At 63.7% G+C, this 14,794-nt stretch carries 18 protein-coding genes and 1 tRNA gene; 10 read left to right on the top strand and 9 right to left on the bottom strand.

The features are described from left to right. Positions 1–11 precede the first annotated feature (11 nt). The 6 genes from ACE2AA_RS13040 (at position 12) to ACE2AA_RS13015 (ending at position 5,598) form a co-directional block, all read left to right on the top strand. Positions 12–1,070: a lysine-2,3-aminomutase-like protein gene (locus tag ACE2AA_RS13040; protein ID WP_141301921.1), complete on the top strand. Its 1,059-nt coding sequence runs from the start codon at positions 12–14 to the stop codon at positions 1,068–1,070. Positions 1,071–1,155: 85 nt separating this feature from the next. Next, on the top strand, positions 1,156–1,722 hold the full coding sequence (efp, locus tag ACE2AA_RS13035) for an elongation factor P (RefSeq protein ID WP_010510155.1): 567 nt from the start codon (positions 1,156–1,158) through the stop codon (positions 1,720–1,722). Positions 1,723–1,830: 108 nt separating this feature from the next. Beyond that, on the top strand, positions 1,831–2,652 hold the full coding sequence (locus ACE2AA_RS13030) for an inositol monophosphatase family protein (protein WP_162851956.1): 822 nt from the start codon (positions 1,831–1,833) through the stop codon (positions 2,650–2,652). Positions 2,653–2,724: 72 nt separating this feature from the next. Beyond that, positions 2,725–3,549, top strand: coding sequence for a hypothetical protein (locus ACE2AA_RS13025; RefSeq protein ID WP_141261831.1), 825 nt, complete (start codon positions 2,725–2,727; stop codon positions 3,547–3,549). 12 nt (positions 3,550–3,561) lie between these two features. Beyond that, positions 3,562–4,608, top strand: a complete 1,047-nt coding sequence (locus tag ACE2AA_RS13020) for a flagellar motor protein MotA (protein WP_141261830.1) — start codon at positions 3,562–3,564, stop codon at positions 4,606–4,608. Between the two features lie 27 nt (positions 4,609–4,635). Then, complete coding sequence (locus ACE2AA_RS13015; protein ID WP_141261829.1) at positions 4,636–5,598, top strand: peptidoglycan -binding protein; 963 nt, start codon at positions 4,636–4,638, stop codon at positions 5,596–5,598. 200 nt (positions 5,599–5,798) lie between these two features. On the opposite strand, the gene ACE2AA_RS13010 is transcribed toward ACE2AA_RS13015, so the two are convergent. The 3 genes from ACE2AA_RS13010 to ACE2AA_RS13000 form a co-directional block, all read right to left on the bottom strand. Then, positions 5,799–6,389: a tetratricopeptide repeat protein gene (locus ACE2AA_RS13010; RefSeq protein WP_395372209.1), complete on the bottom strand. Its 591-nt coding sequence runs from the start codon at positions 6,387–6,389 to the stop codon at positions 5,799–5,801. Between the two features lie 121 nt (positions 6,390–6,510). Next, positions 6,511–6,636: a type B 50S ribosomal protein L36 gene (gene ykgO, locus ACE2AA_RS13005; RefSeq protein WP_003617324.1), complete on the bottom strand. Its 126-nt coding sequence runs from the start codon at positions 6,634–6,636 to the stop codon at positions 6,511–6,513. Positions 6,637–6,734: 98 nt separating this feature from the next. Next, on the bottom strand, positions 6,735–7,670 hold the full coding sequence (locus ACE2AA_RS13000; protein ID WP_141261827.1) for a hydrogen peroxide-inducible genes activator: 936 nt from the start codon (positions 7,668–7,670) through the stop codon (positions 6,735–6,737). 126 nt (positions 7,671–7,796) lie between these two features. On the opposite strand from ACE2AA_RS13000, the gene ACE2AA_RS12995 reads away from it, so the two are divergent. From ACE2AA_RS12995 to ACE2AA_RS12980, 4 genes are all read left to right on the top strand, one after another. Further along, entirely contained in the window at positions 7,797–8,339 is a 543-nt protein-coding gene (locus tag ACE2AA_RS12995; protein WP_141261826.1) for a peroxiredoxin, read from the top strand. A 129-nt stretch (positions 8,340–8,468) separates the two neighbouring features. Next, on the top strand, positions 8,469–8,996 hold the full coding sequence (locus ACE2AA_RS12990; RefSeq protein ID WP_141261825.1) for a carboxymuconolactone decarboxylase family protein: 528 nt from the start codon (positions 8,469–8,471) through the stop codon (positions 8,994–8,996). 138 nt (positions 8,997–9,134) lie between these two features. Then, positions 9,135–9,211, top strand: a tRNA-Asp gene (locus ACE2AA_RS12985). A gap of 153 nt (positions 9,212–9,364) precedes the next feature. Then, positions 9,365–10,462: an NADH:flavin oxidoreductase/NADH oxidase gene (locus tag ACE2AA_RS12980; protein ID WP_395370057.1), complete on the top strand. Its 1,098-nt coding sequence runs from the start codon at positions 9,365–9,367 to the stop codon at positions 10,460–10,462. Between the two features lie 98 nt (positions 10,463–10,560). Here ACE2AA_RS12980 and ACE2AA_RS12975 read toward each other — a convergent pair whose 3' ends face one another. The 6 genes from ACE2AA_RS12975 to ACE2AA_RS12950 all read right to left on the bottom strand — a co-directional run bounded on the left by ACE2AA_RS12975 (position 10,561) and on the right by ACE2AA_RS12950 (position 14,789). Next, positions 10,561–11,379 (bottom strand): fructosamine kinase family protein, encoded by an 819-nt coding sequence (locus tag ACE2AA_RS12975; protein ID WP_395370056.1) that lies wholly within the window; start codon positions 11,377–11,379, stop codon positions 10,561–10,563. After that, on the bottom strand, positions 11,376–11,852 hold the full coding sequence (locus ACE2AA_RS12970) for a low molecular weight protein-tyrosine-phosphatase (protein ID WP_141261822.1): 477 nt from the start codon (positions 11,850–11,852) through the stop codon (positions 11,376–11,378). Before ACE2AA_RS12970 ends, ACE2AA_RS12975 begins: the two co-directional genes overlap by 4 nt. Next, positions 11,853–12,419: a gluconokinase gene (locus ACE2AA_RS12965; protein ID WP_162851954.1), complete on the bottom strand. Its 567-nt coding sequence runs from the start codon at positions 12,417–12,419 to the stop codon at positions 11,853–11,855. Further along, positions 12,416–13,120, bottom strand: a complete 705-nt coding sequence (gene rpiA, locus ACE2AA_RS12960) for a ribose-5-phosphate isomerase RpiA (protein ID WP_141301907.1) — start codon at positions 13,118–13,120, stop codon at positions 12,416–12,418. The genes ACE2AA_RS12965 and rpiA overlap by 4 nt, the downstream gene beginning before the upstream one ends. Positions 13,121–13,216: 96 nt before the next feature. Continuing rightward, complete coding sequence (gene pgl, locus ACE2AA_RS12955; RefSeq protein ID WP_395370054.1) at positions 13,217–13,966, bottom strand: 6-phosphogluconolactonase; 750 nt, start codon at positions 13,964–13,966, stop codon at positions 13,217–13,219. Continuing rightward, entirely contained in the window at positions 13,959–14,789 is an 831-nt protein-coding gene (locus ACE2AA_RS12950) for a Cof-type HAD-IIB family hydrolase (RefSeq protein ID WP_395370053.1), read from the bottom strand. The genes pgl and ACE2AA_RS12950 overlap by 8 nt, the downstream gene beginning before the upstream one ends. Between the last annotated feature and the right edge of the window lie 5 nt (positions 14,790–14,794).

Below are 14,794 nucleotides of genomic sequence, written 5' to 3'. Positions count from 1 at the left end.
ACAGCCCCGGCATGGCATCATCGGTCAATCCCCCCACGCGCACGCTGCGCACCGTAACGGACCTGCTGGAAGCAGGACTGGTTACCCCCACGCAGGTCCCGGCGCTGGAACAGGTGGCCCGGCAGTACGCAACCGCCATCCCGCCTGCATTTGCCGGATTGATCGAAAGTCCCGATGACCCGATCGGGCGGCAGGTCATACCTGACGTTACGGAATGCCATACAGACCCGACGGAAAACCCCGACCCGATCGGAGATGACGCCCTGTCCCCCGTACCGGGAATCGTGCATCGCTATGCCGACCGCGCGCTGCTCAAGCCGCTGCTGGTCTGCCCGCTGTACTGCCGTTTCTGCTTCCGGCGCGAACATGTCGGCCCCGGCGGGGGCGTGCTGGATGACGCGGCCCTTGAACGGGCGCTGGACTGGCTGCGCACCCATACCGACATTCATGAAGTCGTGATGACCGGGGGTGATCCGCTGATGCTGTCCCCGCGCCGCATGCGCGCGATCATGACGGCGCTGGAGGGAATGGATCATATCCACACCATCCGCATCCATTCCCGCGTGCCGGTGGCCGACCCCGCGCGTCTGAATGACGACATGGCAGATGCGCTGGAAACCACGCGTTCCATATGGCTGGTGGCGCATGTCAACCATGCCCGTGAACTCACCCCCGCCGCCCGCGCCGCCATCCGCCGCGTGCAGGCGCGCGCGATTCCGGTGCTGGGCCAGTCCGTGCTGCTGCGCGGGGTCAACGATACACCCGAAGCGCTCGAGGCCCTGCTGCGCGCACAGGTGGCCGCCCGCATCCGCCCCTATTACCTGCACCAGCTTGATCCCGCCCCCGGGACCGCGCGCTTTCATGTGCCAATCCGTGAGGGGCAGCGCCTTCTGGCCGCCCTGCGCGGGCGGGTGACGGGCATTGCATGGCCAACCTATGTAATTGATATCCCCGGCGGTCACGGAAAGGTGCCCATTGCCCCCGATTACCTGCATACAGGTCCGGACGGCGCCCTGCGGGTGCGTGCGCCCGATGGCACAATACACCGGCTTGCGCGCGAACCCGGCTGAAAAGACAGCCCGCAACCTTGCCCTGACGCGCGTGGGGCGCTAGAAGCCGAACCGCCATACTTCCCACAACCATACAGGGACCACCATGAAGCAGCAGGCAAACCTGATCCGCGCCGGACAGGTTATTGAGCACGACGGCCGTCGCTGGACGGTCCTGAAGCAGCAGATCATCACGCCGGGCAAGGGCGGTGCATTCATCCAGGTGGAGATGCGCGACCTCAAGACCGGCAACAAGACCAACGAACGCTGGCGCACCGCCGACACCGTTGAGCGCCTGATGACCGAGGAGAAGGAATACACCTACTCCTACATGGACGGCGACAACATCGTGCTGATGGACCCCGAAACGTTCGAACAGCTGATCCTGCCGCTGGACCTGCTGGGTGACCAGGCGCCGTTCCTGCAGGACAACATGACGCTGGTGCTGAACCTGGTCGAAGGCGACCCGGTTGGCGTCGTCCTGCCCGCGCAGGTCACACTGGAAGTGGTCGAGGCCGACCCCGTGGTGAAGGGCCAGACCGCAAGCTCGTCCTACAAGCCCGCGCGCCTGTCCAACGGTGTCAAGACCATGGTGCCCCCCTTCATCGAAGCGGGTGAGCGTATCGTGGTCCGCACCGAGGACAGCACCTACGTCGAACGCGCCAAGTCCTGACCATCCACCAGCCCGTGCCGGGGTGTCCCCATCCCGCACGGGCCGGTTTTTCAAACCCCCGACCCTCCGTTCCACCGCACGAACCAGACAGGACCGATCACCGTGGCAATGCGACTCTCTCCCCATATGACGGTGATGCAGAACGCTGCCCAGAAGGCTGCACGCCGTCTTCTGCGTGACTTCAACGAAGTCGAGCAGCTTCAGGTCAGCATCAAGGGCCCTGGCGATTTCGTGTCGCAGGCCGACCTGCGGGCCGAAACCGCCATCCGCGAGGAACTGGCGCGCGCCCGCCCCGGCTATGCCTTCCTGATGGAAGAAAGCGGTGCCTCGGGGAACGAGGGGTGGACGTGGCGCTGGATCGTCGATCCGCTGGATGGCACGACCAACTTCCTGCACGGCATCCCGCACTGGGCCATTTCGATCGGCCTGCAGCGCCGCCTGCCCGATGGCACGATCGAGATCGTGGCGGGCCTGGTGTACAACCCGGCCGCCAACGAAATGTTCTGGGCCGAAAAGGGTGTGGGGGCGTTCCTCAACGACCGCAGGCTGCGCGTATCCGCCCGCCGGTCGATGAACGAGGCCCTGTTTGCAACCGGCATCCCGTTTGCCAGGGTTTCGGCCCGCAACCGCCTGTCGTTCGCGCGCACGCTGGGCGCGCTCATGCCGCAGGTAGCTGGTATCCGCCGATTCGGCGCAGCTGCGCTCGACCTCGCATGGGTCGCGGCGGGGCGTTATGATGGCTACTGGGAAATGGGCATCAAGCCGTGGGACTGCGCGGCCGGCATCCTGCTGGTGCGTGAAGCGGGTGGTTACGCCACCGATCCTGAAGGCATTGACCTCAATGACCTTGGCGCCTCCATCGACGCGGTCGCGGGCAACCCGCAGCTGCATGGGCCCCTGCGCGAACTGGTGGCCAGCAGCATCGCCTGATGTCCGGGGGCGCGGGTGTGACCCGTTTGCCGATTGCGCCCCCGCCCGTCGCCCGGTAGCCTGCCGGACACGATGCAATACATATCCTCCCCTTTCCACCGCCGCTCCCTGCGTGGGCTGATCGTACTGGGCGCCGTGGCAGTCGGGCTGTCCGCCCCCATTGCTGGTGCCCATGCGCAGGTTACGACCAGCAGGAATGCACTTGATGCGCTGGGCGCGCCACGACGCCCCGCCATGCTGCCCGATGGCGGCAGCATGTCCGCCTCCCCCACCGGCACCACGACCAGCACGACAACGGGCAACGGCAACGTGGCGGGTGCCAGCGGCACTGGCGGCAGTGCCACCGGGGATATTCCCGGCAGCCACGCACCCGCCACGGCCATTGCATCGCCTGCGGCCATCGCCTCCCTGCCACCGGTCGCGACCCAACCGCCCGCCAATCCCGTCCTGCGGCCACCGGAACTGCATGTGCCGCAGCATCCCTTTCCCATGCCGCCCGAGGTCAAGGCCGACCCGCAGGCGCGCGGGCGGGCGGAACGGATTGCCGGCGGCACGCGCCTGCACTTCACCACGCAGTCAGCGGATATGAATTCACGCATGATTTCGGCGCTGCAAACATTTGCCACAGTCATGCAGAAGCTGCCCGACCAGCACATCAGCATCGCGGCCTACGGCGAAGGCCGCGCCGATGATCCGTCCACACCCCGCCGTGTTGCGCTGTCGCGCGGGCTTGCGGCCCGTTCGGTGCTGCTGCACGCCGGTATCGCACCCACGCGTATCTATGTCCGCGCGGTGGGCCTGCCCGATGAAAATGCGCACGGGGCGGGCGCGGATTGTATTGACGTCACCCGTTCGGGTGTGGTGGCCTCAAACGCTACAGGCTCACCTTCGCGTTAAGGAAACCACTGCGTGACACGACCGACCACCTATCTTGTCCGGGTTCTGCTATTCCTTCTGGCGGTCGGGGTTGTCACAGCCCTGCTTTCCTCCACACTGTATCAGGCATTCTGCAACAATCCCTATCTTGATGGCCTGATCATCGGCATCCTGCTGCTGGGCATCGGGTGGAACATTTCCATGATCCTGCGGCTGATCCCCGAAGTCCGCTGGGTCAACATCCTGCGCCACCCGCGCGAAGGCCTGACTACCCCGCCGCCGCCGCGCCTGCTGGCCCCCATGGCGTCCATGCTGGCCACGCATGACAAGGGGCGCAGGCTGACCCTGTCCGCCCCGGTCATGCAGTCGCTGCTGGACAGCCTGTCTGCGCGCCTGGATGAAGGACGCGAACTGTCACGCTACCTGACCGGGCTGCTGATCTTCCTTGGCCTGCTGGGCACGTTCTACGGCCTGCTGCTGACAGTTGGCTCCATTGCCGACGTGATCGGCAACATGTCGGTAGGGAGCGGGGACACTACCGTCATGTTCGACCAGCTCAAATCCGGGCTGGCGGGTCCGCTGCATGGCATGGGCACCGCGTTTTCGGGGTCCATGTTCGGGCTGGCGGGCGCGCTGGTTCTGGGTTTTCTGGATCTTACGGCAGGACAGGCACAGACGCGCTTCTTCAACGAACTGGAAGAATGGCTGGCCACCATCACCCGCCTTTCGGCGGGCGGGCTGCAGGTTGGCGGCAATGACGCCAGCATTCCGGCCTATGTGCAGGCGCTTTTGGAACACACCGCCGAAAACATGGAAAAACTCCAGATCCTGCTGGCCCGCAGCGAGGAAACCCGTGCACAGGAACAGCGCCTGCTCACCGCGCTGAACGACCGTCTGGCGCAGCTGGCGGACAGCCGGGGCGAGGAGCACCTGCAGGGCATCGAATCCCTGCTGGCCCGGCTGGTGCAGGAATCCGCCGCGGGACGGGAGCAGATCGCAACCGACATCCGCAACGACCTGCGCCTGCTTGCACGCACCATCGCCGCAAGCGCCCCCGGAACGAACCACTCCGCTTCCTGACCGTATCCCAAGGCTGAGGTTCATCCCATGGCGCGCCGTTCCCGTCGCTCGATCCGTTCCGAACTGAATGCATGGCCCGGCTATGTTGACGCACTGTCAACGCTGCTGATGGTCATCATATTCGTGCTGCTTGTTTTTGTGCTGGGGCAGGCTTTCCTGTCCGTCACACTGAACAAGCGCCAGCAGGCCCTTGACCAGCTTGAACGCGAGGTGGCGAAGCTGGGGCAGATGCTCTCCCTTGAAAAAAGTCATACAACATCCCTGCAGGGCGAGGTCGCCAGCCTGCACAAGGCGCATGATGCCGATGTAGCCACCGCGACATCGCTGACCGCGCAGCTGAACCAGCAGACCAGCGAGCGCGACAGTGCGCAGGCCCACGCCACGGCGCTGGATGACCAGGTGGCGCAGCTGCGCGCGCAGTTGGCCGCCATCAGTACCGCACTGGAAGTGACCGAGAACGAGGTGCATGACCGCGACCAGAAAATCAGCAATCTGGGCATGCAGCTGAATGTGGCGCTGGCGAAAAAGGTCGAGCAGCTACAGCAGTACCGTTCCGAATTCTTCGGTCGCCTGCGCAGCGTGATGCAGGACCACAAGGGCGTGCAGATCGTCGGCGACCGTTTCGTGTTCCAGAGCGAGGTCCTGTTCCCCGTCGGCAGCGCCGAGCTTTCACCGGAAGGAGCGGCGGAAATCAAGGTACTGGCCAAGACCCTGCGTCAGGTGGCAGCCCAGATCCCATCCGATGTACCCTGGATCCTGCGCGTGGATGGCCATGCCGACCGCCAGCCGATTCACACCGCCTTCCCCAGCAATTGGGAACTGTCATCCGCCCGTGCCATTACAGTGGTCAAACTGCTGATTGCCGAAGGGATCGACCCGCACCATCTGGCCGCAACCGGCTTTTCCGATTACCAGCCGCTGGACCACGGCACATCACCCGAGGCCCTTGCCCGCAACCGGCGCATCGAATTCCGCCTGACGGATCGCTGATCCACCACGGACGGCACATGGCGACAGGCCACCTCTGGCGGCCTGTCGCTGCATTCCTGGATCAGGAACGCGGTCCTTGCCTGCTGCAGTGCCACGATCTGACAGAAAATAATAAAAGTTTCCGGATGCCGCCTTTTTTCAAGAAGGTGGCATTCCCCTGAAGCTTTTTGAAAAAAGCTTCATCAAAAAACTTCTTAAGATCAGGTGGGTTGCCCGAAGGCCTTCAGGCGCAGACGCTCTGTTTCATGGCCTGCGTCTGGAATGGTGGGATCAAGCTGCAGCACATGCTGCCATGCTTTCCATGCCGCCTGCCAGTCGCCACGCTGCTCCTCGGTATCTTCAAGGATCTTCCAGGCAGTCACGTCGCGCCCGTCATGGTGCAGTGCGACGCCAAGATCGGCTACCGCGCCATCGGGATTGGCTGCGGCCAGACGGGCCTGCGCACGGTTGCGCCACAGCACCTCCACCTCCGGCTGCAGCAGCAGGGCATCATCCATGTCCTGCACCGCATCCAGCGGGCGCTGGGCGTCAAGATCATCCTGCGCGCGCTTGAGCAGCAGGCTGGTGGTGGGGGCAAGGTCCTTCTGGCGTATCTGCTCGATCCGGGTCAGCAGGTCATGTGCGCCACGGGCGGTTGAAGCATGCGCCAGTTCGGTTTCCAGATCATCCAGCGACGGCTCGGCATCCGCCTTCCCCCTGCCGGGGGGATGGCTGCCTATGGCGGCAGGACCGGCGTGCTGGTCCACCCCGTGCGACGGCAGGGCGGCATGGGCCTGCAGGCTGTGTCCCATCAGGATCACGGCCAGAACCATGGGTACGCACGAAAAGCCACGAAAACAGGTTCCTAAAAACCTGCCTGCGCAGCTTTGCGGCTGTTCAAAGATGAACCTGACGGTCAAGGCCGTCCGGCAATCAGCCCTGACGGGCCTTCATGCGGGGGTTCTTCTTGTTGATGACGTAGACCTTGCCACGGCGACGGACCACACGGCAGTCCTTGTCCCGAACCTTGGCCGATTTCAGGCTGTTTCTGATTTTCATGATCCGACCCTCGACTAACGGCGGAATACCGCCAAAGAGGCGCCCGAATACCCCTGCCTGCGCCAAGAGTCAACTGGCGGGCCGGATTCTGGCGTCATTTACAGGCGTAAAATCGTATCTGTGATCGAATCCGGCACGAAAAACGGGGCAATGGTCTGGAAATCGGCGGTGCGGGGCGACCGGGGCCGCCATGCCAGCCCGATGGTACGCCAGGCCTGAGCGCCGGTCACCGGACGCACCACCACATCCTGTCCCGTCATCAGCGCGGATTCGACCGCAAGCCGGGGCAGCAGCGCAAGACCCATGCCCGCCGCAACCATTTCCACCATGGTGTACAGCGAACTGACGGTACATTCCGCCTCGTCCTCCGGCTGGGTCCAGCCCCGGACCTGCCGGCACATGGCCAGCGCCTGGTCACGCAGGCAGTGCCCGTCCTCCAGCAGGATCATCCGCTCATGCATGATGCTGCGCACCGGCACGTCCGGCAGGTGCGCCAGCGCATGGTCGCGCGGCATGACCACCATGAAGGGATCGCGCCACAGGGGCAGCGTCTCGCTATCAGCGCAGTCACACGGCATGGCCAGCAGCACGAGATCCAGTCGCCCTGCCGCCAGCTTTTCCATCACGTTATGGGTCATGTCCTCGTTCAGCGACAGGCGCAGCTGCGGATAGGCTTCGGGCAGGCGGCGCACCAGTGTCGGCATGACAAACGGGCCGATGGTGGGAATGACGCCAAGGCGCAGCAGGCCGCTCATCGGCTCGCGGGAGGCCACGGCCACGTCCAGCACGTCCTGCAGCGCCTCCAGTGCCGTGCGGGCGCGCACGACCACCTTGTCCCCCAACGGGGTGAACACGACCTTCTTGCCCACGTCACGGTCAAGCAGCCTGACATCCATCTGGCGTTCAAGCGCCAGTATCCCGGCGGACAGCGTGGACTGTGTCACCGCGCACGCCTTTGCCGCCCGGCCGAAATGGCGCAGTTCGGCAAGGGTGACGAGGTACCGCAACTGCTGTGCGGAGGGCATCGGAAGCATCGATAATTCCGATCATGCATATGTAAATTATTCAATGGCATGATAGCATCACTCCCGGCATAGATACAGCCCGCGGGGCGGCGCGCCCGTCCCGGCCATATATAACCCCAACAGGAGATCACCCTGATGCTGACAGTCGGTGACAAGTTTCCCGCCTTTAACCTGAGCGCCGTTCCCGGTGGTCCCGAAGGCCTCAAGGGCGATTTCGTCCAGATCACGGATGAATCCAACGAAGGCAAGTGGAAGGTCGTCTTCTTCTGGCCGCTGGACTTCACCTTTGTCTGCCCGACCGAAATCGTAGCGTTCGGCAAGCTGGCCGGTGAATTCAAGGACCGTGACGCGGTGGTTTACGGCGTATCGATCGACAGCGCGTTCGTACACCTGAACTGGCGCCTGAACCATGCCGAGCTGAAGAACCTCGAAATCCCCATGCTGTCCGACATCAAGCGCGAGCTGATCGAAAGCTGTGGTGTGATGGCCCAGCAGGCAGGGGCCGCGCTGCGCGCCACCTTCATCGTGGACCCGCAGGGCATCATCCGCCACGTCAGCGTCAATGACCTGTCGGTTGGCCGCAACCCGCAGGAAGTCCTGCGTATCCTTGATGGCCTGCAGAGCGACGAGCTGTGCCCGTGCAACTGGAAAAAGGGCGACGCCTTCCTCAAGGCCTGATCCCGCACGACCGGCTGTCCCGCACCATGCGGGGCGGCCACGCCGCCTGTCCCGATCCGTGTCCCGCCCGCAGGGATCGGGACAGGTGGCGCACCACCATCACGCACTGGCAACACACGGAACCCGTCCATGTCCATCGACTCCCTCAAGGCTGCCCTGCCCGACTACGCCAAGGACCTGAAGCTGAACCTTGGCTCCCTTGCCAATGACTTCGTGCTGACGCCGCAGCAGCTGGGCGGCACGTTCATCGCGTCCGCCATCGCATCACGCAACCCGGCGGTCACACACGCCCTGGTGGCGGAATACGGTCCGAAACTGTCACCCGAAGCCCTGCAGGCCGCACGCGCGGCTGCCGCCATCATGGGTATGAACAACGTCTATTACCGTTTCGTGCACCTGGTTGGCGGCGATTACGAAAAGATGCCAGCCCGCCTGCGCATGAACGTCATTGCCAACCCCGGCGTGGACAAGGCGGATTTCGAATTGTGGGCCATGGCGGTCTCCGCCATCAATGGCTGTGGCCTGTGCATGGAAAGCCATGAACGCCAGTTGCGTGCAGCAGGCATCACGACCGAACAGATCCAGGCCGCCGTGCGCGTCGCCGCAACCGTACATGGCGTGGCCGTGACGCTGGATGGCGTGGAAATCCCTGCCTGATCCGTCCTGGTTACAGACAAAACGCCATGAACATGAATGTCATGGCGTTTTTTTTTGCCTGCCCTGTTGCCATGACGGGGCCAGCCTGTTATTTGCCCTTTCACCGAACGGTTGCAGCCCCGCGGGGCGGTAACGGATGCGGGTGTAGCTCAGTTGGTTAGAGCGCCGGCCTGTCACGCCGGAGGTCGCGGGTTCGAGCCCCGTCACTCGCGCCATTTTACGGTGCATTCCTTTTACAATAAAAATATGATGCCTGATCGGTTTCCACTGAAACCTGTCCTGCCGTTTCAGCATGACCGCATGCATTGCGTCATGCCGCCAACATGCCCAGTCTGTGGCCAGTTTCCCGCATGACGGAGCCAACGGGCATGACCGATCTATTTTCCCCCTATACCCTCAAGGGCGAGACCCTGCGCAACCGTATCGCCGTGTCCCCCATGTGCCAGTACATGGCGCGCGATGGCATGGTGAATGACTGGCACAATGTGCATTACCCCACCCTTGCCCGTGGTGGCAGCGGGCTGGTTGTGGTGGAAGCCACCGCCGTATCACCTGAAGGACGCATCACGCCAGGCTGCCTTGGCCTTTGGAATGATGCGCAGGCCGAAGCCTTCCGCCCGCTGGTGCGCGCCATGCGCGACGCGGGGGCCGTACCGGGCATCCAGATCGCCCATGCAGGCCGCAAGGCCAGCGCCAACCGCCCGTGGGAAGGCGACGACCACATCGCCGCCGATGACCCGCGTGGATGGGACACCATCGCCCCGTCCGCCATTGCCTTTGGCGATGGCCTGCCCAAGGTCCCCCGCGCCATGACGATGGCCGACATAACCCGCGTGCGGCAGGACTTCGTAGCCGCAGCGGTGCGTGCGCGTGACGTGGGATTTGGCTGGCTCATGCTGCATTTCGCCCACGGCTATCTGGCGCAGAGTTTCCTTTCCCCCCATTCCAACCAGCGTAATGACAGTTATGGCGGCAGCCTTGAAAACCGTGCGCGCTTTCTGGTGGAAACCCTGCGCGACGTGCGCACCGTCTGGCCCGAGGACCGGCCGCTCAGCGCACGTCTGGGCATGATCGAATTCGACGGCCACGACGAACAGACATTGCAGGACGCCATTGCGGTCGCGAAGGTCTTTCGCGAATCGGGTCTGGACTTCCTTGATGTCAGCATTGGCTTTTCCACGCCCACGGCGAAGATTCCATGGGGTCCGGCCTTCATGGCCCCGGTCGCGCAGCGCGTGCGGCACGAAACCGGCCTGCCGGTCGCCACAAGCTGGTATCTGGGCACCGCCCCCGCCATTGACGGGCTGGTACGCGAGGAAAAGATCGATCTTGCGATGATCGGTCGCCCCTTCCTTGAAAACCCGCACTGGCCGTATGCGGCGGCACGGGCGCTGGGACGTGAGGACGCGGCATGGGTTCTGCCCGCACCCTATGCCCACTGGCTGGCGCGCTACCGTTCCGCATGATTGATGAATGATAAAAAGTTTTCGCGTGCCGCCTTCTTGAAAAAAGGCGGCGTGCTTTAACGCTTCTGCAAAAAGCTTCACCAAAAACTTTCTGCGTCCTACATCCCGGCATCATTCAGATACTGTGCCACCATGGGCCGGTAGGTTTCGCCAAACAGCCGCAGGTGAACCAGCGCGGTCCACAGGCGGTAAATGGCGAAACGGGCCTCATACCCGCGCTCCAGCGCTCCATGGCGGGCATAAAATCCGGCAGGCGGCTGGCTAAACACGCCCGGCGTGGCAAGGTCGACCTCGGCATGGCCATAATAGCAGCATGGATCAATCAGCCCCGTCACATGCTGGCCCGACACCAGCACGTTCCCGCCCCACAGGTCACCATGCAGCAGGCACGGCGCGGGGGTTGCGGGCAGCAGGTCAGGCAGGCGGCGCATCAGGTTTTCAAGCTGGTGGGCAAGGTCGATGGGCACATGCGCCAGATGCACGCCGATACGCTGACGCGCCCAGAAATCAGGCCATGTCGCCGTCCAGTCATTGCGCACTGTTACGGAGCCAAAAGCATAGTCCGCGGACCAGCCATAACGGGCATTGTCCCTATCGGGCCGTCCCGAGCGTACACGCGAAAGCACACGTGCCAGATCGTCCCAGCATCGGGACAGGCGGCCATCGGCGGGCAGGTATTGCAGCACCAGCGCGTCTTCATCCACCGCCAGCACATCCGGCACCGGCGCGCCCGTCTGACCGAGGGCCCGCAGCATGGCGGCCTCCGCCACAGGGTCAGGCCCATGCTTGACCACGACCCTGCGTCCATCATTCAGGTAGACCAGCAATACCTGCGCCACGTCACCCCCGGGCAGCGGATGCCAGTTCCACAACCCTGCCCCCAGCAGGGCCGCACCGTGCCGGGCAAGGCGTGTCATGGAGTGTCGCGCCGCAGTTTTTCCACCAGCGCCGTAGCACCCGCCGTAACGTCGCGCCATGTAATGTCAAACCCGCTGGCGTCCCCGTAATACGGATCGGCCACGGCATGGCCTTTACGTTCGGACACATGGTCCAGCAGCAGCGAGACCTGCGCCCGGCTGCCCGCCGGTTTCATGTCCATCAGATGCGCAAGGTTGGCGTGATCCAGTGCAATGATGTGGGTAAAGCGGTCAAAATCTGCCACTGTCACCACCCGCGCACGATAACGGGTGATGTCGATGCCATGCCTGCGGGCAACAGCGCAGGCCCGCCGGTCAGGGGGCGCGCCTGCATGCCAGTTGCCCGTCCCCGCCGAATCGACCATGACCGGCAGTCCCGCCCGGTCGGCAGCCGCGCGGAATGCGGCCTCCGCCAGGGGGGAGCGGCAGATATTGCCCATGCAGACAAACAGGACCGCATGCATATCGGTCATCTATCCCTTTTCGGGAGTATGTTCGGGGAAACGCTGCCGCAGCAGGCCGATGGTCTCGGCAATCAGGTCGGCAGGGGTTTCTTCCAGATGCACGACAACCGGGTGTTCATCAGCCATTGGTGGCTCCAGCGTGGCAAGCTGGCTGGGCAGCAGGCTGGGCGGCATGTAGTGCCCGCGCCTGCGCTGCAGGCGTTCGGCCAGAACATCCTCGGGAATTTCCAGATAGACGAACACGACATCCGCCGCCCCGTCCGCCCGCAGCAGGTCGCGGTACGACCGCTTCAGCGCGGAACAGGTCAGGATTCCCCCCTGCCCCGACGCCACGCGACCCAACAGCCATTCATGGCATGCCTGCAGCCATGGCAGACGGTCCGCATCAGTCAGGGGAATACCCGCCGCCATCTTTTCCACATTGGCGCGCGGATGCAGCATGTCGCCTTCCTGATAGGGCCAGCCCAGCAGGTTGTGCAGCCCTTCCGCCAGCGTGGTCTTGCCGCAGCCCGACACACCCATGATGACCAGTACCTGCGGCCGGATGCCCTGGTCCTGCAGTTCCCGCCCGGTCATGCCGCAACCAGTTTCTGCAGTCCCGTGGCGGTCGCCACGATCACTTCGGATGTCCGGCCGATGAACAGCCCGGTCTCGATCACACCCACGATCGGCGCAAGTTGCGCCTGCAACTGCGCGGAATTGGCGATTTCACCGAAATGACAGTCAAGGATCATGTTGCCCCCATCGGTTACGAACACGTTGCCACTACGGTCCATACGCTGGGTGATCCGCGCGCCCAGCGCTTCGATCTGCCGCGCCGTGGCGGTCCAGCCAAAGGTCGCGACCTCCACCGGCACGGGCACACGTGCGCCCAGCCGGTCAACCAGTTTGCTGTCATCCACCACGACCACAAATTTGCGTGAGGCAGCAGCCACGATCTTTTCACGGAACAGCGCCCCGCCCAGCCCCTTTATCAGGTTGAGCGAACCGCGTTCCACCTCATCCGCGCCATCAATATCGATGTCGATCTGCGGATGGGTTGCGAACGTCACCAGCCTGATCCCGTGCGAGCGCGCCTGCTCGGCCGAGCGTTCGGATGTGGGAATGGCGGCGAAACGCAGCCCCTCCGCCCAGCGACGGCCAAGTTCCTCGATCATGAAGGCCGATGTGCTGCCCGAGCCAAGGCCAACCACCATGCCTTCCCTGACCATGTCGGCCGCCTCGATCGCTGCCTTGCGCTTCAGTTCTGCCCGTGGGTCCGCATTCTGGGTGGACATGCGCTGCTTCCTCTCCTGCGGGGCATCCCGCCATCGGGTGCCCCGTCGTTTTTATTGAACCGTGATCCGTATCGCACAAACACGATACCGTGCCACTTATTGTCCCGCCGCCGCCTTGTCCATAAGCCAGATGAGTTCGCCCTCGGTCGTGATGTGGCTGGCGGGTTCCGCCGGATCACCGGCGCGCACTTTCGCAAAGGCCTCGCGTTTGCCAGCACCCGCCAGCATGAACACCACATGGCGGCTGGAATGGATGGCGGGATAGGTCAAGGTCAGGCGCGTATGCGGCGCGTCATCGGGCACGCAGGTCGAAACCCACAGCTTTCGCTCGTCAAGCACCGGCTGGCGCGGAAACAGCGATGCGGTATGCCCGTTATCACCCAGCCCCAGCATCACCACGTCAAACAGCGGGCGACCGGGTTCCAGCACCGTGCCGCCATACACCTTCTCCAGCTCCGCCTGGTATGTCGCCGCCGCCTGCGCCGGGTCGCCCGATGTCGGCATGGGGTGCACATTGGCAGGCGGCACGTTTACATGCGCCAGCATTTCGGCTTCCACCATGTTGTAGTTGCTGGCCGGGTCACTGTCGGGCACGAAGCGTTCATCACCAAAGAAGAACTGCGTGTTCGCCCACGGGAAACGGTCACGATAGGCGTCGGACGCCAGAATCTGGTACAGCCGCTTTGGCGTGGACCCACCCGATAGCGCGATCACGAACGGGCCATCCTTTTTCGCCAGCGCCTGTTCCGTCAGCCATTTCGCCATGTATCGGGCAATGGCCTCGGCATCGGGCAGGACCACCATCGCGCCCGTTTTCACGTCCTGTCCAGCTGTCATGTCATGCATCTCCCAGCACGAATTTCTCGATACCACTGGCGAATCCTTCCTCCTCGCACGATGTCGAGACATGGGTCGCCTGTTTCTGCACCTCGGGGCTGGCCTGCCCCATGGCGATCGACATGCCGCTCTTGCGGAACATCAGCACGTCGTTGGGCTGGTCGCCCAGTGTCACCATCTGGCTGGCTGGAATGCCCAGCAGGCGTTCCAGCGTCATCACCACGCCGCCCTTGTTGGCGTCCCTGTTGGTCACATCCACGTAGTACGGCTGCGACAGGGCGGCTGATGCCGTATCGCCCAGCGCCTGCTGCAGGTCGTGTTCAAGACGTTTCATAAGATCCAGATCATCACTGACGCCGGTGATCTTGACCACCTGATCCAGCTTTTCTTCGACATTGCCGACCACAGGCGGGAACTTTACCGTCCACTGCTCACGCGCGACATGGGGGGCGTCGAGTTTCGAGACAATCCAGTCATTGCCATTATAGACCCACGGGTCGGCCTTGTGGTCGCGGATGATGCCGATCACCCTGCGCGCGGTATCGGCTGGCAGGGTGCGGGCCTCGATCACGGTGAAATCGGGCTTGACCATCATGCCGCCGTTAAAGCCCGCGATCGGTTCGGAAATCTTCAGCGGGTCGATGACCATCTTCATGCCCCTGGGCGGGCGGCCGCTGGTTATGGTGAACAGGATACCGCGTTCACGCAGGCGCTCGACCGCCCGGATTGCGCGGGGTGTCAGGATCTTGTCCTTCGTGACCAGGGTGCCATCCACATCGGCCAGGACCAGTCTGATCTGGCTGGCGGGCGTTCCGGCTGCGTCCTGGGGCATGGTGC

Origin of the sequence: Komagataeibacter diospyri (assembly GCF_043995075.1) — a bacterium.
GTDB lineage: Bacteria > Pseudomonadota > Alphaproteobacteria > Acetobacterales > Acetobacteraceae > Komagataeibacter > Komagataeibacter diospyri.
Note: the sequence above shows the minus strand (reverse complement) of the source record. Positions and strands in the feature narration are given on the sequence as shown.

Coding starts and splice junctions, on each gene's coding strand:
- ACE2AA_RS13040 (WP_141301921.1), top strand. CDS start 12: ATGGCATCATCGGTCAATCCCCCCACGCGCACGCTGCGCACCGTAACG.
- efp (WP_010510155.1), top strand. CDS start 1,156: ATGAAGCAGCAGGCAAACCTGATCCGCGCCGGACAGGTTATTGAGCAC.
- ACE2AA_RS13030 (WP_162851956.1), top strand. CDS start 1,831: ATGCGACTCTCTCCCCATATGACGGTGATGCAGAACGCTGCCCAGAAG.
- ACE2AA_RS13025 (WP_141261831.1), top strand. CDS start 2,725: ATGCAATACATATCCTCCCCTTTCCACCGCCGCTCCCTGCGTGGGCTG.
- ACE2AA_RS13015 (WP_141261829.1), top strand. CDS start 4,636: ATGGCGCGCCGTTCCCGTCGCTCGATCCGTTCCGAACTGAATGCATGG.
- ACE2AA_RS13010 (WP_395372209.1), bottom strand. CDS start 6,389: ATGGGACACAGCCTGCAGGCCCATGCCGCCCTGCCGTCGCACGGGGTG.
- ykgO (WP_003617324.1), bottom strand. CDS start 6,636: ATGAAAATCAGAAACAGCCTGAAATCGGCCAAGGTTCGGGACAAGGAC.
- ACE2AA_RS13000 (WP_141261827.1), bottom strand. CDS start 7,670: ATGCTTCCGATGCCCTCCGCACAGCAGTTGCGGTACCTCGTCACCCTT.
- ACE2AA_RS12995 (WP_141261826.1), top strand. CDS start 7,797: ATGCTGACAGTCGGTGACAAGTTTCCCGCCTTTAACCTGAGCGCCGTT.
- ACE2AA_RS12990 (WP_141261825.1), top strand. CDS start 8,469: ATGTCCATCGACTCCCTCAAGGCTGCCCTGCCCGACTACGCCAAGGAC.
- ACE2AA_RS12980 (WP_395370057.1), top strand. CDS start 9,365: ATGACCGATCTATTTTCCCCCTATACCCTCAAGGGCGAGACCCTGCGC.
- ACE2AA_RS12975 (WP_395370056.1), bottom strand. CDS start 11,379: ATGACACGCCTTGCCCGGCACGGTGCGGCCCTGCTGGGGGCAGGGTTG.
- ACE2AA_RS12970 (WP_141261822.1), bottom strand. CDS start 11,852: ATGACCGATATGCATGCGGTCCTGTTTGTCTGCATGGGCAATATCTGC.
- ACE2AA_RS12965 (WP_162851954.1), bottom strand. CDS start 12,419: ATGACCGGGCGGGAACTGCAGGACCAGGGCATCCGGCCGCAGGTACTG.
- rpiA (WP_141301907.1), bottom strand. CDS start 13,120: ATGTCCACCCAGAATGCGGACCCACGGGCAGAACTGAAGCGCAAGGCA.
- pgl (WP_395370054.1), bottom strand. CDS start 13,966: ATGCATGACATGACAGCTGGACAGGACGTGAAAACGGGCGCGATGGTG.
- ACE2AA_RS12950 (WP_395370053.1), bottom strand. CDS start 14,789: ATGCCCCAGGACGCAGCCGGAACGCCCGCCAGCCAGATCAGACTGGTC.